Source organism: Candidatus Paracaedibacter acanthamoebae, assembly GCF_000742835.1.
GTDB classification, from domain to species: Bacteria; Pseudomonadota; Alphaproteobacteria; order Paracaedibacterales; family Paracaedibacteraceae; genus Paracaedibacter; species Paracaedibacter acanthamoebae.
The window spans coordinates 1,229,625-1,248,574 of the sequence record NZ_CP008941.1 but is presented as its reverse complement, the minus strand read 5'-3'; the positions used below and the strand labels follow the sequence as shown (position 1 = coordinate 1,248,574).

Annotated in this window: 20 protein-coding genes and 1 tRNA gene; 5 read left to right on the top strand and 16 right to left on the bottom strand. The window is 42.2% G+C overall.

Annotated features, from left to right (window positions below; translation table 11 throughout):
* Positions 1-2: 2 nt before the first annotated feature.
* The 10 genes from ID47_RS05585 to ID47_RS05540 are packed head-to-tail and all read right to left on the bottom strand — an operon-like array spanning position 3 to position 7,749.
* On the bottom strand, positions 3-1,547 hold the full coding sequence (locus ID47_RS05585) for an HAL/PAL/TAL family ammonia-lyase (protein WP_051908671.1): 1,545 nt from the start codon (positions 1,545-1,547) through the stop codon (positions 3-5).
* Between the two features lie 44 nt (positions 1,548-1,591).
* Positions 1,592-3,250 (bottom strand): glycosyltransferase family 2 protein, encoded by a 1,659-nt coding sequence (locus ID47_RS05580; RefSeq protein WP_038464724.1) that lies wholly within the window; start codon positions 3,248-3,250, stop codon positions 1,592-1,594.
* 6 nt (positions 3,251-3,256) lie between these two features.
* Complete coding sequence (locus ID47_RS05575) at positions 3,257-3,613, bottom strand: ApeI family dehydratase (protein WP_038464722.1); 357 nt, start codon at positions 3,611-3,613, stop codon at positions 3,257-3,259.
* Between the two features lie 3 nt (positions 3,614-3,616).
* On the bottom strand, positions 3,617-4,933 hold the full coding sequence (locus tag ID47_RS05570; protein ID WP_051908670.1) for a class I adenylate-forming enzyme family protein: 1,317 nt from the start codon (positions 4,931-4,933) through the stop codon (positions 3,617-3,619).
* A gap of 7 nt (positions 4,934-4,940) precedes the next feature.
* On the bottom strand, positions 4,941-5,381 hold the full coding sequence (locus tag ID47_RS05565; RefSeq protein ID WP_051908669.1) for a COG4648 family protein: 441 nt from the start codon (positions 5,379-5,381) through the stop codon (positions 4,941-4,943).
* Positions 5,365-5,613: an acyl carrier protein gene (locus ID47_RS05560; protein WP_038464720.1), complete on the bottom strand. Its 249-nt coding sequence runs from the start codon at positions 5,611-5,613 to the stop codon at positions 5,365-5,367. Before ID47_RS05560 ends, ID47_RS05565 begins: the two co-directional genes overlap by 17 nt.
* Before the next feature lie 10 nt (positions 5,614-5,623).
* Complete coding sequence (locus ID47_RS05555) at positions 5,624-5,878, bottom strand: phosphopantetheine-binding protein (RefSeq protein ID WP_038464718.1); 255 nt, start codon at positions 5,876-5,878, stop codon at positions 5,624-5,626.
* Positions 5,871-6,641: a lysophospholipid acyltransferase family protein gene (locus ID47_RS05550; RefSeq protein ID WP_038464716.1), complete on the bottom strand. Its 771-nt coding sequence runs from the start codon at positions 6,639-6,641 to the stop codon at positions 5,871-5,873. The genes ID47_RS05555 and ID47_RS05550 overlap by 8 nt, the downstream gene beginning before the upstream one ends.
* Positions 6,634-7,320 (bottom strand): beta-ketoacyl synthase chain length factor, encoded by a 687-nt coding sequence (locus ID47_RS11745; protein WP_051908668.1) that lies wholly within the window; start codon positions 7,318-7,320, stop codon positions 6,634-6,636. Before ID47_RS11745 ends, ID47_RS05550 begins: the two co-directional genes overlap by 8 nt.
* An 18-nt stretch (positions 7,321-7,338) precedes the next feature.
* Complete coding sequence (locus ID47_RS05540; RefSeq protein WP_038464714.1) at positions 7,339-7,749, bottom strand: hypothetical protein; 411 nt, start codon at positions 7,747-7,749, stop codon at positions 7,339-7,341.
* A 198-nt stretch (positions 7,750-7,947) separates the two neighbouring features.
* Here ID47_RS05540 and ID47_RS05535 point away from each other — a divergent pair, with 198 nt between their 5' ends.
* Positions 7,948-8,535, top strand: coding sequence for a 4'-phosphopantetheinyl transferase family protein (locus tag ID47_RS05535; protein WP_156956671.1), 588 nt, complete (start codon positions 7,948-7,950; stop codon positions 8,533-8,535).
* 85 nt (positions 8,536-8,620) lie between these two features.
* Here the strand turns inward: ID47_RS05535 and ID47_RS11740 are convergent, their stop codons facing one another.
* The 4 genes from ID47_RS11740 to lgt form a co-directional block, all read right to left on the bottom strand.
* Positions 8,621-9,565, bottom strand: coding sequence for a C1 family peptidase (locus ID47_RS11740; protein WP_051908667.1), 945 nt, complete (start codon positions 9,563-9,565; stop codon positions 8,621-8,623).
* Between the two features lie 147 nt (positions 9,566-9,712).
* Positions 9,713-10,477, bottom strand: a complete 765-nt coding sequence (gene pgeF / locus ID47_RS05525) for a peptidoglycan editing factor PgeF (RefSeq protein WP_038464710.1) — start codon at positions 10,475-10,477, stop codon at positions 9,713-9,715.
* Complete coding sequence (locus tag ID47_RS05520) at positions 10,467-11,480, bottom strand: class I SAM-dependent methyltransferase (RefSeq protein WP_038464708.1); 1,014 nt, start codon at positions 11,478-11,480, stop codon at positions 10,467-10,469. The genes pgeF and ID47_RS05520 overlap by 11 nt, the downstream gene beginning before the upstream one ends.
* Entirely contained in the window at positions 11,461-12,255 is a 795-nt protein-coding gene (gene lgt / locus ID47_RS05515) for a prolipoprotein diacylglyceryl transferase (RefSeq protein ID WP_038464706.1), read from the bottom strand. The genes ID47_RS05520 and lgt overlap by 20 nt, the downstream gene beginning before the upstream one ends.
* A 322-nt stretch (positions 12,256-12,577) precedes the next feature.
* Here lgt and ID47_RS05510 point away from each other — a divergent pair, with 322 nt between their 5' ends.
* The 4 genes from ID47_RS05510 to rnr all read left to right on the top strand — a co-directional run bounded on the left by ID47_RS05510 (position 12,578) and on the right by rnr (position 15,684).
* On the top strand, positions 12,578-12,853 hold the full coding sequence (locus ID47_RS05510) for an HU family DNA-binding protein (RefSeq protein WP_038464704.1): 276 nt from the start codon (positions 12,578-12,580) through the stop codon (positions 12,851-12,853).
* Between the two features lie 73 nt (positions 12,854-12,926).
* A tRNA-Val gene (locus ID47_RS05505) sits at positions 12,927-13,001 on the top strand.
* A gap of 59 nt (positions 13,002-13,060) precedes the next feature.
* Positions 13,061-13,225: an LPS translocon maturation chaperone LptM gene (gene lptM, locus ID47_RS13895; RefSeq protein WP_420887362.1), complete on the top strand. Its 165-nt coding sequence runs from the start codon at positions 13,061-13,063 to the stop codon at positions 13,223-13,225.
* Between the two features lie 245 nt (positions 13,226-13,470).
* Positions 13,471-15,684 (top strand): ribonuclease R, encoded by a 2,214-nt coding sequence (rnr, locus tag ID47_RS05500; protein WP_051908666.1) that lies wholly within the window; start codon positions 13,471-13,473, stop codon positions 15,682-15,684.
* Positions 15,685-15,795: 111 nt separating this feature from the next.
* Here rnr and ID47_RS05495 read toward each other — a convergent pair whose 3' ends face one another.
* A complete protein-coding gene (locus ID47_RS05495; RefSeq protein ID WP_038464700.1) occupies positions 15,796-17,541 on the bottom strand; it encodes an aminopeptidase P family protein in 1,746 nt (581 codons plus the stop codon).
* A 26-nt stretch (positions 17,542-17,567) separates the two neighbouring features.
* The gene (gene mgtE / locus ID47_RS05490; RefSeq protein WP_038464698.1) at positions 17,568-18,950 is read right to left on the bottom strand and encodes a magnesium transporter; all 1,383 of its coding nucleotides are present in this window, start codon (positions 18,948-18,950) and stop codon (positions 17,568-17,570) included.

Below are 18,950 nucleotides of genomic sequence, written 5' to 3'. Positions count from 1 at the left end.
GGTTATTCTCCTACTCCATAAAGAGGAAATTGGCGTGTTTGGATGGCGCTGATCAGATTACGCAAGCAGTCATCTAAAGGCTGATCTTCGCCGATGAAAGGAGCATACTGAGCAACACCAGTTAAGAAACTTTGAATTTCTGACGGGTAATTGTCAAGGGATAGTGATCCTTCTTGTTCTCTAAGGCGCAAAGCTTGTAGGGTGCTGATCAGTTGGGCTGCGGCGACTTGTTCGGTGAGTTGACTCACCCGCAGGGCATCGCGCGCGGCAATGGTGCCCATGCTGACTTTATCTTGATTATGGCTTTCTGTTGAGCGGGAGAAAACACTGGCCGGCATGGTTTGTTTCAAGGCCTCAGCCGTCCAAGCAGAGGCACCGATTTGTAAAGCTTTTAGACCATGATTAATGGATAAGCGATCCCCCTTGATGCCACATAAATTAGCAGGCAAACCATTATTAAACTTAGGGTCCACCAAGACGGCCATCTGACGATCAAGCAAATCGGCCAAGTTAGCCACAAGATTCTTTAAGCTGTCCATGGCAAAGGCGATGTGTCCTCCATAAAAATGGCCACCATGTAGAATTTGTTCGTTATAAATTAAAGGATTATCATTGGCCGAATTCATTTCTATTTCAATCATGTTCCTGAAAACAGGGAGCATATCCTCGAGCACCCCAATGATATGGGGGGCACAGCGGGTGGAATAGCGATCCTGAAGTCGGCCTTCTGGAAAGCTAGAAGGTGCTTGCCTCAGATCCAAGCGAATCATGGCGGCAGCCTGCATTTGGCCGGGATGGGGTTTGGTCGCAAATAAATCTTCATTAAAATGATGAGGATTCCCTTTAATCGCGAGCGAGGTTAAGGCGGTAAGGCGCATTGTTAAGCGGCTTAAATACTCAGCACGCTTAAAGGCTTCCACTGCCAAAGCAGTCATCACGGCGGTACCATTCATGATTGCCAACGGTTCTTTGGGGCGCATTTTATAATTTGGAATGCCAAGCTCAGCATAAACCTCTGCTGTTGATCGTTTTGTGCCCTTATACCAAACGTCCCGCTCACCCATAATAACGGCTGCCACATAAGAGAGGGGAGTCAAGTCACCACTCGCCCCCACTGACCCTTCACTTGGAATAACAGGTAAAATATCATGGTCTAATAATAACTCTAGACGTTTCAATAAGTTAAAGCTGACGCCAGAATAGCCATGACAAAGGGTTGAGAGGCGAATTGCTAGCACCATACGGGTTTGTGAGAGGGTTAAGTAATCACCCAATCCACAACCGTGAAATCGTGACAGATTGAGAGGAAGATCTTCTACTAAATCAAGAGGAACAGCGCGATCACAGTTGTCTCCATAGCCTGTCGTAACGCCATAAATAGCACCTTCCTTATCGAAATGGTGGCTTAGAAAATCAGCCCCTTTTTGAATATAGGTCTTAAAATTCTCATCGGAAGAAAGTGTTATTTTGAGCGTTTGACGAGATAATGCATAGGCTTCTTCTATGGTAAGGGGACGTTTTGCATCGAGAACAATTTGAGTCATCATATTCGTTATAGGCCTCTTTGTTATCTTCCTAATGTATATAGGAACTATTTCCAAAAGTTAAAGAAGTTAAACCACTGATACGGATACATTAGGCTAAATTTTTCCAGGTATCTTGAAAAAATAGTGACGTAACTGTCTATAGTGTCGGTTTTGTTTGAGGAGGGGAGGACAATTTTATCGGCTAATTTTTCGAGATTAACAGACATTTTTGCCTGGTCTCGAACTGCTGTAGCCATATAAACGGGGCATTCAAGTAAAGATCCCAAAATATAGGGACCTTGCGAAAACGGTGCTTCTCTCCCCAGAAAGGGAACATAGGTTATGCGCCGTGTATTATGGGGCGGAATACGGTCCCCAGCAATGATAACCCAGTCCCCCTGAGCAATGCGATCACGCAGATAAATAATTGTTGCAGGATTGATGCTGGTGATTTCAATGATATTTAAATTTGACAACGGGTTAAAGGCTTTGATGAATTGATTATACCGTTGTGCATTCTTGCTGTGTAAAAGGAGATGCAGGCGATTTTTGTGCTCTAGGGAAGTGGCGGCGCGGCAAAACTCCATGTTACCCAAATGGGATACCAGAAGCATCCCCCCTGTTGGTTGTGCCATTAAATCTTTAAAAGTTGTAGCCGATGTATATACTATTTCATCAAACGTCATCTGCCCTGTCCAGGCGCCAAACTTATCCAGCGCCATTTCAAGAAAGGAAAAGAAGTGACGTAAGGAGCTTGGCTTGTCGACGCGAGCTGCCATTTGAAAGGCGTGCTTTAAAAAATCTTGCGAAGCTTGGCGTTGAATCTTGTTAAAGCAGTAATAATAAAGGATGACCGGCGTACTAATCACCATACAAAGTTTTTTACCCAAAAAACGGCAGCAATACGCCAACACAAACATTCCCATCAAGGAAGACCGTTCTTCAAGAGAAGCCCAGTGAGTACTTTCTACCTGCAAGGTTAAGGCCCTGTAATTGGGACGGTGGCTTAAAATTTTCTTTAGGTTAAAAATCATCGTGAAGAAAAGTTTGGTGTGCATTTTGGTGATGCGCCAGTTATCCTTTACGACATCAAAGTTTGATGTATTGTCATCGGGATAGGTAACTGGAACAGGGCTCATGATCACAGGCACCCCCTGCCAAAATAGATGGACCATGATTTGGGTATCAAAATCCATCCGGGTTCCAATGCTTTTAGAATTAAGGATACTGAGCGTTGAGTCGATAGGGTAAATTCTAAAACCACACATGCTATCTGTAATTCGAAAGGACAAGGTTTCAATCCACACCCAAACATGGGTAAACCATCGACCAATGCGACGGGATAGCGGCATGGACTCATCATAAATTGGTTGCCCGCTGATCAGCGCATGCGGATTATTGCTAGACAAATTCATAAAGCCTTGTAAATTATCAAGACTGTGCTGACCATCCGCATCGATTTGAAAGGCGTGACTAAAGTCATGCTGTTTAGCCCACAGTAATCCTTGATGGATAGCAGCTCCCTTTCCTTGATTTTTCTTCAAGGTTAGGATCGTAAGGGGATACTGTTTCGCCAAAGAGATTAATGTTTGGTGCGTCATTTCATTGCTACCATCATCAACGATAAGAATTTCCATGTTAACTTGCATCAGTCGCTCAATAATTGATGGCAACGCTTTATGGTGATTGTAGGTAGGAATGAGGGCTAAAATTTTAATCGACATGGGAATTTACTTTTTTATCGGCACAAAACGACCGGAAGAACAAATTTTTTCATCAAGTTTATAGGTATAAGTCAGGGTTTGCGTTTCCGGATTAAGTGTCAGAGTCAGCGTCACTTTATCTTGGGGATGTATAAGGCTATTGAATTTTATTTGTGAGACATCCTCAATCAAATCTGTTATTGAAAATTTATCTTTTGCAAATTGTATAGCCCAGTGTAATTGGACCACGCCTGCCAAAATAGGCATTTGAGGAAAGTGACCGTCAAGATACAACAAATTCTCAGGAATTCTCAATACCAGTTGGACTGAATTTTCAGAAACTGTTTTTTCTAGAATTTGTGGCAATAAAACTGGTTCTGTCATGGCTTAGTCTTCTCTAACAAAAAGAGATGCGATTAAATAAGCTGGTGTTTTTCCCCGACTGTCGGTTGGAATTTCGTCGACAAATCGCCAGCGACGTGGCACCCCAACTCGATCTAAGTAGTGGGACAATTCAGTGCGTAAGTGACGAATGAATTTAGCTTTACCCAGTGTAGTATAGGTTGTTTTCCCCAACTCTGATAAAACTGCAACAATTGCTGTTTCGTTACGCTTATAAGAGAGCGCGCAGGCAACGGCTCTATCAATTAGCTCCAGGTTGGTTAATCGTTTTTCAATATCAGTTAGGCTCACACGCTTGCCTTCAATTTTGACAATACGATCAGCACGTTCCAGCAATCTGAATTGGCCAGTTTCAAGTAATTCAATTCGATCTTCCGTCTGATAGAATTGATCATTAGCAAGATAGGGGGATTTTAAAATCAAATTTTGGTTTTTATTGCTTTTAATAGTGATGTCAGAAAAAGGTGTCCACGGTTGGTTGGCGTTTTCTTGCTGACGATAGGCGATCCCACCGGTTTCTGTGCTCCCCAGAATTTCATAGGGTAAGCTTCCTAAAATAGTTTGGCAATTTTGGGCGTGATCAAAGGTTAAGGGGGCCCCTGAAGAGAAAATACGGACGCGGGGGCCTGACTCAATGGCTGCCATACGGCTCAGATGAGCCGGACTGGCAATTAAGAAATCTTTATCGGATGCCTTGTTTGCAATCTCTTCCCAGAATTGAATGGTTTGGGGGATAATTTTATACCCCGCACAGGCCGGCCACAGTAAGGAAAAAAGCAATCCGTAAATATGATGATGCGGCACCGTTGACCAGACAGCTGGACAAGAAGTTTGCCCCCACATCTGATTAAGAGTCATAATTTCGGCATTTAATTGTCGTAGTGTTTTGCTAATAGCTTTAGGGGATCCCGTGGATCCAGACGTGTATAGGCATAAGGTTGTAGTCTCTGGTTCAGAAAAGTGGTTAAGATCGGCTTCTCCATAAGTGTCAGGTATACGGAAGGTATCATCTATCACCAGGTCACCTGGTTGAATAAGTTCTTCTAAAGCCCCAGGGGCTTGTAAATGGGGTAGGACTGCTGGGGTGCCGGTGTGAAACGCCACCAATAAGGAGGCAAGAAAAGCAGCTCTGTCTGATTGCCGCAAGATAATTCTAGAGGGTTTAATCGTTGTCAGATAAGTATATAGTCGAGCGCAGTCTTTTTTAAAACTGTCGTTTGTTAAGAAAATATGCGTCCAATCGGCAGAACTCCGATGGGGTAATAATTGCTCAAGAGGTAAGAAAGGAAGGGGAGAGCCCATACAACACCTACATCAAATTATGGCGACGTCTGTATTGACGAACACTGTATTCAACAATAAAAAGGCTACCCATCAAAATATAGGAAATAAAACCATTATAGAGAGCCCATATTTTTACATCGCCATAGAGCGCCGTTAGTAAGGAAACTCCAGCATTCATTAAGCAGAACCCAAACCAAATTTTAGTGACCTGTCGAGTATAGACAATGCCTCGCTCATCCAGATCATGCTTCATGCGTCGTGCTATACGTTCAATCATCGAAGGTGGATATAGAAGACTCATCCCAAAGGATCCTGCAACCATCAAATTTATGGCCATAGGATACAATAAGGGGATAATCGATGTTACGGACGTTTCTTTTAGATAAAGATAAATTAGAGCGGGATAAGTAAGGGATATACCGCCCCAAAGTCGTCGTAACAGTTTTGCCTTATTCTTGGTGGACAAGATCGTGTACCTTGTTAACAACATCACCCACTATCCGGACTTGTTTGAACTCAGTTGGGGAGATTTTTTTCTTTGCCAATTCTTGTAGCTTTACGATTAAATCCACAGCATCAATGCTATCCAAATCTAATTCTTCGAATAGTTTTGCTTCCAGGGTAATTGAAGTGCGAGGAATTTCAAAGTACTCTTCAAGATAGTCTGAAATTTGATTGAAAATTTCATTTTTCGTCATCGTGAATCTCTTAGTGTTGATTGCTTACAAATTCAGCAAGTGCCCTTACTGAATAAAAATGTTTTTTAATCTCATCATCCTGAACCTTAATTTTAATATTAAATTCTTTCTGCAGGACGACACCTAATTCTAAAGCATCAATGGAGTCTAAACCTAACCCATCCACAAACAGTGCCTCTGTGCTGTCAATATCGTCAATGCTAATATCTTCTAGGTTCAGCGAATCAATAATAAGCTGCTTAATTTTTGTTTCTAAATCATTCATGATTTAACGTCCTGTTATAATAAGTTTGAATATCTTTCATCAGGCCACGAACTCTAATAGATCTTGGCATTTCTGAATCATACTGGTCCAAAGAAAAATAGGAGCCAACACTGAGCTCTAATGTTGTTCGGCTAGCCGGGGGGCGATACCATTTTTGCCCTTTGGCTAAGAAAACATTATTGCATCGTAAAACCAGGGATTGGATATTAGCATTCGCTGCCAATGCCAAATTCCCTAATCCACGAACCAATTTAAGAGGGAGACCGGGTTTTGTGCGAGTTCCTTCGGGGAATATTAAAATGTTTTCACCACTTTGAAGTTGGCGTTTTGATTCTGCCAAAAATAATTCAGGATCCGTGTCATTGCGGAAATAGCCCGCAGCTCGGACGACGCCACCAAGGAAAAAGCTAGACCACAGCTCTTTTTTGACCACACATTGGACATTTTTCATATACGCCATAATGATAACCACATCAATCAGTGTGGGATGGTTACAAATGATTAAGCATCCCTTTAATTGATCTAGCTTTGATAAATCGTGGACCACAAGTTTAATGATACCTAAGAATTCAAGTAGTCCTAAAAATAGCTTAAAAGTTACACGGATCATTGAGCGTACGCGATGACGTCGCTTATCCTTATCGCGTGTCCCCAAAATAATTACTGGAAAAATAAGCGAACCTAAAAGAAAGCCTCCGATGCCAAAACTCATGAAACCAATGCCAACGGCGCAAATACGCAGAAAATAAGCTAATTTATCCATGGATGCGCTCCATAAAAAACGAACCAAATGGAAGAGGAATATTAAAGGTTGGCGCGTCACTGTCGATAAAATGAGTCAATTCCAAGATGCCATCAACATTAGAGTCAGTGGCCGGCGTTGTTGTTGCTGTATAGGTTATCTGAATAGCTGGTTCCTTATTTCTGGGGGCGATATCAGTCAGAATCATCGCAATACAGATCTTGTCCGTGCTAAGTTCGGGTTCATACGGTTGTGGTAATGCTTGGTCATAATAGATATAACCGACAGGCTGACCTAATTCTTGCTGCAAACAAAATGCCTCTAGCAATCCAAGCTCAAAACTTTTTGGCCCAGCAGCTAAAACTGTTTGAGGCTGTTTGTTGCCTGTGGCAATGGCAAATTGTCCAGCAATAGCATTGTGAACAGAGAGACTAAAGTTTGTCGGGGAGATTGGCTCTTGCGTTGAGAGTTCCGTCAATAGGTTTTGGGTGCGCTGATAATCCCCATGTCGGGAGGAGACAACCCAAGGTAGATCCTGGCCATTGGCGCGCTCTTTAGTGCTATAAAATCCTCTGAAGGCCATCTGTCCCAGCGTCGTTAGGCGACGTCGCACTAAGGGCGGAATGGTTGGCGTATTTTTGAGATACGGCCAACCATGGATATTTTGGTCTATTTCCCAGTGACAAGATATAATGTACATGTGATTGTGCTGTTCTTTTTATTTTTTCTTTAAAAGTGCATGCTTCTCAAATTTCTCGAAAATCGTGTTTTCTAATAATCTAATCCATTTATTATATACGCGGTGAACATGATCATCGCCTGCATCAAGATGTCCAGCATTTATGTGCTTGATAGAAAAATCGTGTTGGGTAAAACTTATGTCGATTGTTGCATGGTGTCTACCTCGTTTATGCGTGCAGATAAGTTTATTAGGTTCTCGTTGAGTACAGGTCCAGCCTCGGTTTTTAGCTGCTTCTATGATAATATTGCCAATTTCTTGTTCCGTAAGTGCATGAGAAAGGAGAGGTAAATCTTGATGAGAAATGTTATAAATTGGTTGATATTTTGAGCATCCTTGCAAATTTAAGCTAATGACAGATGCAGCGATGATAAAATTAATTTTTTTCACTCCGGACTTCCTATCTGATTTATTCCCCACCGTCAGGATTATTGCTAAAATATTCCCTTACCGTCAAGCAAGAATGGCTATATCTTCTTAATACTGCTTGAGAAGTATGTAGGGATTAGATAAAATATTTTCAAGTGGTAAAGATAATTTTAAAACAATATTTTGATCTTAAAAATAGTTAATATATTGTCCGATGAAATGACTTCTATTATAAAAGAATTTAGGGGCGATATGGCTATAGATTTTACGGCTCTTTATAAAAAGAGAATTCCCTTTGCTCTTCGACGCCAATTAACACATCTTATTGTTCTATCACTGCGGCCTGATATAAAAGATCTAGAGATTTGTCGCGACATATTTGGGCGCCCCTATCTCCATTCTTCTAACTCAACGACAGAGTTGCCTTTAATTAGTATTAGCCATTCAGGGGCATGGATTGGGGTGATTTTATCGGATCCTATCACCTATGCTACCCTCGATTTAGAGGATATGACTCTTTCACGATCCTATACTAATTTATCAAATAATTTTTTTTCTGAAACAGAAAAAGATTTAGTTTTGACCCAGGGGATAGTGGGTTTTTTTAAACTCTGGACGGCAAAAGAAGCAATGGCGAAATGGCAGGGAGAAGGGATTAATTTTGCCTTAAAGTTAGATATAGGTCATGCTCTGCAAAGCACGCCCTTGAAACAGCCTATTCAAGTCTATGTTGAAGGGAAGGAATATACGTTGGTGCAAGATATTCTAGCGGATCATCTTTTTTATACCATATGTCAGGGCTCTTAACGGAGTTTTAGGTTTTAATGAAAAAGCCTAGGACTGTTACCTAGACCTTTTCACTATAAATTGAAGAAACGCTATGTTTAAGCCATTAAGAAGAAATGGAATCGTCGGTGGCAGTAAACAGTTCTTCTTGTCCTATTTTATCGATACTCCAAATATCATTTGCAAAGAAATATGGACGATAGGATGGCGCCCCCACATTCATAACGTAATCATACTTTAGGTAACCAAAACCTTTATCACCCCATTTTGTTCCCCATGAATTTGCAAATTTAAACTCTTGGGTTTCATCATCATAGCCTGTAAACATTAAGGCATGGCCTCCAATGGATCGTTCCCGTGCAGATGGCATAGGAATTTTACCTGTTTTTTCGGCAGCAACAGATTCAAAGGATGGGTAAATATATACTCCAAAGACCACCGGAATGCTTTTAGCCAAACGCGCTTTAATGGACTCTAAGCTATAACTGACATAACTTGTTTTAACGCCGTCCAATCCCATATAATTTTTTGCATCTTCATAGGCTTCTTTTGATGGCTTAAGCTTAAATTTCTTCATGTCATCACTATAAGTCCATAGGGATTCACGGCAAACACCCCAGGTACAAATTGCTTTAATACCGTCGGAAAGGCTGGCACCTGTATCCTCTTGTGTCGTCCCCATCAGTTTTCTTTCGTTATAATAAAGGAAAAGGGGGGACAGGCGTTGATAGCGATCCATTTCCCCCAGTTTATATTCCATCGCTAACGTTACTGCTTGGGCTGTGCAGGATCCTAAGGTTCCTTGATCATGAATCGCCGTAATAACGTTGCTGAAATCGGCTTTAGGGGGTAATTTAGCAATTTGCTCTGCTGTTAATTCTTCCGCAGTTGAATTTTTCATCACCCATGATAAACTGGTTGATTCTTCTGAGGGGCGTAAGGTGTAGTTATGCTTAGGAATATAGTTATCATAATTAATAATCCTATCATCAACTGAATAAGCGGCTGTCGCAAACAAATTTAATGTCAGAATAAGCAGAGACTGTTTCATTGGATCCTCCTCGTGTTTTAGGGAACTCAGTTCCACGAGACGATCCTATGAAAGGTAAGTTAATAAAAGATTAATTCAGGAATAAAAAACAAAAATTTTTCCCTAGGTTTTTTATTACTATAAATAAATTATTTTTGTAATATTGTTTTATGATGTAAGTTTGATGCAGGATAAACTGCAGCCAAAGGAGGGTTCTTGACGGTGTGTGCGACGGCGATTGCTAAAAAATAAGTCTTCTGCGACATAGGTATTATAGGGTGAAGGACATATCTGAGTAATTCCAGACAACTTTAATTGTTGTTCCACATAGCCTGGTAAATCAAACATCCAATGATTTTCTTTGGTGGATGGCTTAAAAAAGTCGTGGTCATTGGGCAAGTTTTCGTAAAAATCTTGATCAACTTCATAAGAGTTTTGCCAAATACAGGGACCAATAGCAGCAATAATTTTATCAGTAGTAGCCCCTAAAGTTTCCATTGTTTGAATGGTATTCTGAATAATATTTGTGGTGGCGCCTTTCCAGCCAGCATGAACCGCAGCAATAATACCTGTCGCCTCATCGGCAAGAAGGACCGGCACGCAGTCAGCTGTTATAATACCTATAATTAAGTTTTTACTGCGAGTAATAAGGGCATCCCCCTCAGGGCGATTTTCATGTAACCACGCGTCCGTTGCGACAATTACCTTATTGGAATGGGTCTGCCGTAGCGTAATAAGCTGGTCAAGGGATCCCCCTAAATGTTCAGCAATGCGGCGTCGATTCTCAATGACGTCTGCTGGATTATCACCTTTTTCCATCGCTGCGTTCAACGTGGAAAAAAATCCTTTGCTCACACCCCCTTGACGCGTGGTAAAGGTATGGGAAATGCTAGGAATTTTGGTGAGAAGTGAGGATTTTAAGCTAACGACCATGTGGGACTCCTTGAATGGCGATGACTTTAAAGAGCTCTCCCATTTCGGCAGAGCTGGTTAAGCGATGAACGGCCAAAGCATGATTGGCAAATTTATCTGCGACCACCCGTCGCTTTATGAGTTCAAGCATATTGGCGATACCAAGTTCTAAGAGAAAATCCGATTGCTTTTGGGGGCCAAGGACATTAATTTTATGCTTTTGGAATAATGATTTTAAATAGCCAAAATCTACATGATGGGTGAGGTCTGCCTCGCCTAAGTGATCAAAAAAACTAACTTTTTTGTGGTTTTTGATTGCCTGCAACGTAAAACCAGGATGATCATTTCCATAATCAATAATGAGTCCTACACCGCCAACTTTATTCAAGAGCTCTGCGATTTGTTTTACAAAGAACTCATAGTGTTTGGATGTCATAAAAATAGGCTGAGAGAAGGAGGGAAGAGGAAGATCAGTTTGGCACCAGCCAATCTCTTTGGATTGGGTTACGATGGCTTCTTCCACGCCCTCATTGGCGTGCCGATAATACTGAATTGGCAAAGCATCAAAGAATTCATTGGCCAGGATGATCGAGTAACTGCTTTGAATCGAATCCAGGCTATCTATCCACCGAATTTGATTATAATCACAAAGGGTAACTTTTTGAATGGCCTTTAAGTTTTCAGATTTCTCTACGATATGGACTTGGAGATGGGCAGATAAATCCGGGACTGCTTCGAAGGCTGTTAATATGTCGCGCAACATTGTGCCTTGCCCTGCCCCTAGTTCGATCAAATTAAGGGGGGTAGGACGTCCAGCATTGACCCATTGATCTACACACCATTGAGCAAGGCACTGACTAAAGAGGGGGGTCAGATGAGGCGCAGTAATAAAGTCTTGCGTCTTACCAATAACATTGCTCTTAGCATAATATCCATGTTCTGGGTGATAGAGAACATGACTTATAAAATCTTCCAATAGAATTGGATTTTCAGTTATAAAATTATTACAGATTTTTTGGTTCATTCGTTGGGGTCACAGGTCGGCGCACCAAGAACCAGCCGATTCCGATTAATGGAATAGATAGGGCTTGGCCAATAGTTAAAGATCCGAGAACAAATATTTCCGGTTCACGATATAGCTCACAAAAACTGCGAGCTAAGGCATAACCGATTCCAAACAAGCCAGCTATTCGGCCCGGTTGATGACGCAAATCTGTTTTTGCCCACACTATAACGAGAAGGAGAAACAGGAGGAGCCCTTCAGTTGCTGCTTCATATAGCTGACTTGGATGACGCGGGAGCCCATCTGCATAAGGGAATATCATGCCCCACTTTACAGTGGTGGGACGGCCCCAAAGTTCCCCGTTAATAAAGTTGGCAATTCTTCCAAAAAATAGTCCAAGGGGAGTGACGCAAGCGATAATATCAAGAATAGATAAAAATTTTATTTGTTCCCGTCTGACATAAAGAGTGAGAGCAATTATAACACCCACCAATCCGCCATGGAAAGACATGCCGCCCTGCCATGTTTTTAAAATTTCAAGGGGGTTAGTCCAAAATAGATGTGGCGTGTAAAAAATAACATGGCCTAGTCTACCGCCCACGACAATACCAACAATTAACCAGAAAATGCTGTCATCAAGCTGTTTTTCTTCCACGTTGTTAGGATAATTTTTTATTAAAGCGGCAGCAATTTTCCAGGCAAGTAGAATGCCAACCATATAGGCAAGGCCATACCAGTAAATTTTTAGTGGACCAAGTTCTAGGGCAACAGGATTTATGTTAGGAAATGTTAACATTAAGATAGCCTTTAATTAACCGGATATAGTTAAACCAATTTTAATCGAGTCTTAAGGCTTAGCCAACAGGAAATTTTAGTATTTTTTAAAAAAGTAGGGGCGGCTGTAAGAGGCAGTTTTCCTATGCTTTTAAATAGGCGTTTTTATATAATTGCTTTTTTTGTTTTTAAATTATAACTTTATGTCTATTCTACAGTTTTAAGGGTGAAAAAACCTTTAAAAAATTAATTTTTTTGAAGAAAGGGAATTGACCTGTAAGAAAAATCCCCCTTAAGATTTTAATTGTAGTCATGGTTTAACATTCAACATAGGATCTTTTAAAGTGAATAAATCAGAGTTAGTTTCAAAAGTCGCAACAGCATCAGGTCTTACAAAGGCAGACGCAGAACGCGCAATTGATGCAACATTCACCTCCATTACTTCATCATTGAAGTCAGGTGAAGAAGTTCGTCTTATCGGTTTTGGTACATTCGCTATCACAGACCGCCCAGCAACAACAGGTCGTAACCCACGTACAGGTCAACCTTTGAAAATTGCTGCAACACGGTTACCAAAGTTCCGTGCTGGTAAGCAATTGAAAGAAGCTGTTGCAAAATAAATTGTGAACTTTTTGCAAAATTTTTATTGCAAAGATATCTGAGAATGTATTAGGGTTCTTGTATAAGGTTTATGGGTGATTAGCTCAGCGGTAGAGCATCTCGCTTACACCGAGAGGGTCGGAGGTTCAAATCCTTCATCACCCACCATACCTTCTCTAGTACATTCTTTTTTCTACAACTCTCCTACTTAAAATTGGGCACTTAGAATGAGCTTAAAGTTTCTAAGGTTTTTTTGTCAGCTAATAACACTAATTATTCTTGGGACACTTTTAAGTGCTTGTGGTCGTAAGGGGCCTCCTGAACCTCTTAATGAGACCGATTATCCTCGACAGTATCCTGCCCAAGAACCGGAATGTGATATTCATCCTTAAGATTGCCTGCACGGGGAGATTGGGATTTTATGGAAAAAGACTGTTTTTCCCTTCGTTAGATCGAAAGCTCAAGATTGCCGCTGTTGCTCCTTTCTAGGAATAAGTGGCGGACTGCTTTAATTCTGCAAATGGCTTGTTATTTTTTGTCCGTGAAATTGAACAAGTCTATTCTCTCCCCTAACATCCCTTAATCTTTTTGGATTCAGTATCCATCTCGTGTTAGTATAGCAATGAAGGGATACGATATGAGTCATAAAAACAACCAAGAAGAGCTGCGTGAATGGGTTATTAGCCTCATTAATAAGAGCGATCATCCGTTAACAAAAAATGAAATTGCCAAACAGTTAAATATTAAAGGCTCTGATAGAATGGCTTTGAAGGAAATCCTTAGTAGTCTACAGTCTGAAGGGGATTTAATCAAAGGAAGCCGCCGTAAGCTGGTGAGTTCAGTTAACCAAAAGTTGGGCAAGGGATTAATTGCTGCAGAGGTTGTGGATGTTACTGAGGATGGAGATTTAATTGCAGCACCCTTAGAGTGGCCTAAAGATCAAGTGCCACCCCGGTTGCGGATCGTTGAAATGCGTCGATCCCATGCAGAAGGTCGTTCAGCGTTGGGACCAACATCTCGGGTGGTTATTAGGGTTGTCAAGCAATTGGCCCATGAATGGCAAGTGAGTGTCGTTCGGCGTTTGGTCCGGGATACTAAAAAACATTTAGGCATATTCCAACCGAATCGGAAGGGTGGATATATTTCATCGATCAACCGTAAAGATGTTTTCCGCGGGGTCCACGTCACAGCTGAAGACGCCCAAGGCTTAGAAGCCGGGGATATTGTGCAATATACAGTGGATCATGGACACCACTTCCATTTTATCAAGGTGTTGGGTAAGTTTGATGATCCTTATATGTTTAGCGAAATCGCAATCTATCATCAAGAAATACCATCCGAATTTTCACAAGAAGCTATTGAAATTGCTAAAAAGGGAAAGGTGCCACCGTTAGGGGACCGCGCTGATTTTCGTAGTATTCCGTTGGTGACAATTGATGGAGAGGATGCCCGTGATTTCGACGACGCTGTCTGGGCTGAAGCGGATACCGATGAGCGAAATCAGGGAGGTTGGCGTGCTATTGTGGCGATTGCTGATGTCTCTTACTATGTGCGTGCTGGCTCTCCTTTAGACTTTGAGGCTAAAATTCGCGGCAACAGCGTCTATTTTCCGGACCGTGTGGTGCCGATGCTACCAGAGGCGTTATCAAATGAGATGTGTTCTTTAAAGCCCGACGAAGACCGAGCCTGTATGGCGATTGAGATGATTATTTCTGCTCAGGGGAAAATAAAATCCTTTCGGGTTAAGCGGGGATTGATGCGATCCCAAGCTCGATTAACTTATACACAAGTTCAGGCCGCTATGGATGGCAATCCTGACCACATCACACAGCCATTGCTTCAAAATGTAATCCATCCATTGTATGGTGTTTATAAATCGTTGTTGAAGGCCCGCACTCAACGGGGAACTTTAGATTTAGATATGCCGGAGCGTCAGATTGTTTTTGATCAAAAAGGTCGAATGGTTGATATTAGGTTGCGTGAACGATTTGATAGCCATCGGTTGATCGAAGAATTGATGATCGCAGCGAATGTCTGTGCAGCCAAGACATTAATTGCTAAGAATTGGCCATGTATGTTCCGGGTACATGATAAGCCAGACCCGATGCGGGTGGCCAATCTTCGGCAATTCTTAAAGCAGTATAAACTTAATCTCACAAAGTCAGTCCATCCAACGCCAGGGCAATACAATGATATTTTGCACCAGGTGGATGGTCGTCCTTATTCTAGAACTGTCAGTGAATTGGTTTTAAGGTCGATGGCTCAGGCTCAATATAGTCCTAATAATCTTGGTCACTTTGGTTTAAGCTTGGCTCATTATGCTCACTTTACATCACCGATTCGGCGTTATTCTGACTTAATTGTCCACCGCAATTTAATTGCAGCCCTAAATTTAGGGGAGGGGGGATATGACTGCAAACCGGATGACCTAGAGGGAATTGGTCAGCATTTGTCAGAGACAGAGCGTCGTGCTGCCACGGCTGAACGGGAAGTGGTTGATCGCTTCACTATTTCCTTTGTTGCGAATAATGTTGGCAAAGAATTTGATGTTGCAATTGTCGGCGTAAATCGTCATGGTCTTTTTCTGGAAATTGAGGAATCGGGTGCCGAAGGTTTTGTTCCCATGCGATCTCTTGATTGGGATCATTTCTCTTTTGATGAAGCAAACTATCGTTTGGTAGGACATCGAACTAAATCCTCTTATCAATTAGGGCAGAAAGTCAGAGCCATTTTGGTTGATGCTGAGGTGCAAACCAACAGCTTAAGCTTTCGATTGGTTAGTGATATACCTGTCAAAGAGAGTAAAAAAGGCAGTCGTAAACAGGCTGCGCGATGCAAGAGACAGAAATAGTTACCCATCTGAGATAGCAAAAATATGTAACTTCCTAATGGTGGGAGTGAGAGAGCGGGGGGTAAAATAGTGGCAAGGCTTCTTCTAGAGTAGCGCCGAAGGCTGAGATCATTAAAGTCCCTCTGTTGCATCAATGAGCCAGCTGGCGGTATCAGGATCCAAATAGGGGAGCAATGTCTCCCTTACTTTTGCGTGATAGTCATTGAGCCACTGCCATTCTACGGACGTCAATAAGGTTTCATCAATCAAGCGTCGATCAATGGGCGCCAGAGTTAAAGTTTCAAAACATAGCATTGGCCGTTCAAAGGTGCCCTCAGCTTTTTTAACAGCAACCAAACTTTCAATCCGAATGCCATAAGCTTCTACTTTATAATATCCTGGCTCGTTTGAGATAATCATGCCAGGGCGTAAGGCAATAGGGCTGCCAATTTTGGAAATGCGCTGCGGGCCTTCGTGGACATTTAAGTAATGACCCACACCGTGACCTGTCCCATGGTCATAATCTAACCCATGTTGCCATAAATCATAGCGAGCCAGAACATCAAGTTGAGCCCCCGTTGTCCCCTCGGGGAATAAAGACATGGCGAGCTTGATATGACCTTGGAGGACTAAGGTAAAATTGGTCTTTTGTTCTTGGCTAGGTTCACCCAGACAAATAGTACGCGTTACATCTGTCGTCCCATCCGGGTATTGTCCGCCAGAATCAACCAACAGCAAGGATGATTCATTAATAATTTTGGCTGATTGCTCAGTCGCGCGATAATGAACAATTGCTCCGTTCTCCGCAAAGCCTGCAATGGTGGGAAAACTGCTTCCACGGTATAAAGTGGATTCTTGACGAAATGCTTCTAGTTTCTCAGCTATCGTTATTTCAGTTTCGACACCCTCATCGATTGACTCCATCCATGCTAGGAATTTGGTGAGAGCCACCCCATCTCGAAGATGAGCTTGCCGTATCCCGCTCAGTTCATGGTCAGTTTTGCAAGCTTTCATTAACGCAATTGGATCAGGGGCTTTAATAATCTGCTTGCCACATTTCTGACTGATCAGAATCGGCGTCAGCTGGGGGTCCAACATAATTTTTAGTTTGCTAAATTCCGCAAACATCGCCGTAATCTCGCTCGGAGAATGAAATGTAGCAAAGTCTTGGAGTTGGACTTTGATTAAAGGGGGGACTTTGCTGTCATCGCAAAATATATGAACACCTGCCCCCTTTATGACAACACCGAACCAATCGACAAGGGGGGTATAAGGAAAATCAGTACCTCGACAGTTCAGTAACCAGCATAAACTATCCGGTGCCATAATGACGGCAGCCCCGGCAGCGTTCTGATCCAACTCATCATAAAGGTCAGCCAATTTATCGGCCGCTTCCTTGCCCGCATACTTTATATCATGAATTTCTATAGGATATAAGGGGCGCTCAGGTTGATCGGTCCACAAACTATCGATAGGATTCTTTTCGCATTCAACTAACTTTATCCCAGGTAAAGTAGCCCACCTGGAAAAATCTTTTTCAGACATGAGCCACGGATCAAAAGCAATGGTTTTTACGGAAAGTTGTTGTTTTTTGATATAATCCTGCGGTCGGCAATCAGCTAGGGGAATAACTTTAACTTGATTGGAATTGACTTGCTTAGCAGCTTGCAACGTATAGCGTCCATCAACAAATAAGGCAACATGATCTTGGAAAACTAACGCAATACCGGCTGAGCCTGTAAAATTAGTCAGCCAAGCTAAACGTTCATCGGCTGCCGCCACGTACTCACCCTGATAGCGATCACTGCGGGGGACAATAAAGCAGTCAATTTTCTTTTGTTTAAGAAGGGATTGTAGAGCTGTTATTTTAATCGTCATAAAGAATCCAATGAATAGGGTTCATCCTAAAGTAGTATTAAGGTTGCTAGTCCTAAAAATAGAGAAAATCCAATAACATCTGTGGTTGTTGACATAATTGGTCCTGCACTAATGGCTGGGTCTAGATTAACTCGATGTAAAATGTAAGGAATGAAGGCCCCTGCAAATCCAGACCACAATACATTAAATAAGAGAGCCATTCCGATGATAAACCCAATTTTGAGACTACCTGTCCACAGAAGGGTAATGCTAGAGAGAATAAGCGCGAGCGCTAATCCATTTAAGGCTGCAATACTGAGCTCACGTTTAATAGCACTAACCACATGTCCCGCTCGCAAATTATAGATTGATAGGGAACGAACTGTGATAGTTAGCGTTTGCATGCCCGCATTGCCCCCCATCGAGGCAACAATTGGCATAAGAAACGCTAAGACCACAAAGCTTTCGAGAGCTTGTTCAAAATGAGCAATGACAAAAGAGGCGATCAAACAGTTAATCAAGCTGATGAACAGCCAGCCAAAACGGCTAAGACTCGCTTGGATAATGTTTCCATAGAGGGAGGTTTCCTGCGTTACACCACCCAGTTTCAGGATATCATCACCGGCTTCTTCTTGAATAACGTTAATAATATCGTCAACCGTAATCATGCCGGCTATGCGTCCGTCCTGATCGACGACTGGCATAGAGCTCAGACTATAACGTTGGAAAATATAGGCGACTTCTTCTTGGTCTAAATTAACAGGAACAGATCTCACCTCGGGATTCATGACTTTAGCGACAGGAGTGCGGCGGGGATGGCGTAAAATCCAGCTTAAAGGAATTTCACCAATTGGCTTGTTATCATCATCCACCACGTAGACATCGTAAAAATGTTCAGGGAGATGTTCAATATCTTCTAAAGAATCAATAATTTGCCCCAAACTCCAGTGCGGGCAACATAACACAACCTCGCGTTGCATCAAACGACCGGCGGAATACTCTGGGTAACTTCGAGTCTTTTCAAAAGATATCCGCTCTTCGAGAGGTAGAGCATCCAAAACCTCACGTTGCATATCTTCGTCTAGATCTTCGAGAATAAGGGCAGCGTCGTCACTTTCTAGCTCATGAATCGCTGCAGCAACTTCGGCGGTGGTAAAAAGGGGAAGAATCTGTTCGCGCACAGATTCTTCTAAAAAACTTAGAGCTTCACCAGAGATGGTGGTATGCAATAACTCAACCAAACGTAAGCGTTTTTGAGCAGGAAATTGCTGAATAATATCAGCCATATCCGCTGGGTGAAGGTTAGATGTTAGAGAAAAAACCTCGTCCAACATCTCAGCATCAAAAGCACTTTCTACAAGATGGGCTAAATCTAGTTCTTGTTCGGCTGGTTCCTGATGGAGAGTGGGGTCGAGATTTTTTTCGTCCAC

Coding starts and splice junctions, on each gene's coding strand:
- ID47_RS11740 (WP_051908667.1), bottom strand. CDS start 9,565: ATGAAACAGTCTCTGCTTATTCTGACATTAAATTTGTTTGCGACAGCC.
- ID47_RS05560 (WP_038464720.1), bottom strand. CDS start 5,613: ATGACGAAAAATGAAATTTTCAATCAAATTTCAGACTATCTTGAAGAG.
- ID47_RS05555 (WP_038464718.1), bottom strand. CDS start 5,878: ATGAATGATTTAGAAACAAAAATTAAGCAGCTTATTATTGATTCGCTG.
- ID47_RS05585 (WP_051908671.1), bottom strand. CDS start 1,547: ATGATGACTCAAATTGTTCTCGATGCAAAACGTCCCCTTACCATAGAA.
- ID47_RS05495 (WP_038464700.1), bottom strand. CDS start 17,541: ATGACGATTAAAATAACAGCTCTACAATCCCTTCTTAAACAAAAGAAA.
- ID47_RS05570 (WP_051908670.1), bottom strand. CDS start 4,933: ATGGGCTCTCCCCTTCCTTTCTTACCTCTTGAGCAATTATTACCCCAT.
- ID47_RS05580 (WP_038464724.1), bottom strand. CDS start 3,250: ATGTCGATTAAAATTTTAGCCCTCATTCCTACCTACAATCACCATAAA.
- ID47_RS05550 (WP_038464716.1), bottom strand. CDS start 6,641: ATGGATAAATTAGCTTATTTTCTGCGTATTTGCGCCGTTGGCATTGGT.
- pgeF (WP_038464710.1), bottom strand. CDS start 10,477: ATGGTCGTTAGCTTAAAATCCTCACTTCTCACCAAAATTCCTAGCATT.
- ID47_RS05535 (WP_156956671.1), top strand. CDS start 7,948: ATGACTTCTATTATAAAAGAATTTAGGGGCGATATGGCTATAGATTTT.
- lptM (WP_420887362.1), top strand. CDS start 13,061: ATGAGCTTAAAGTTTCTAAGGTTTTTTTGTCAGCTAATAACACTAATT.
- ID47_RS05575 (WP_038464722.1), bottom strand. CDS start 3,613: ATGACAGAACCAGTTTTATTGCCACAAATTCTAGAAAAAACAGTTTCT.
- lgt (WP_038464706.1), bottom strand. CDS start 12,255: ATGTTAACATTTCCTAACATAAATCCTGTTGCCCTAGAACTTGGTCCA.
- ID47_RS05520 (WP_038464708.1), bottom strand. CDS start 11,480: ATGAACCAAAAAATCTGTAATAATTTTATAACTGAAAATCCAATTCTA.
- rnr (WP_051908666.1), top strand. CDS start 13,471: ATGAGTCATAAAAACAACCAAGAAGAGCTGCGTGAATGGGTTATTAGC.
- ID47_RS11745 (WP_051908668.1), bottom strand. CDS start 7,320: ATGTACATTATATCTTGTCACTGGGAAATAGACCAAAATATCCATGGT.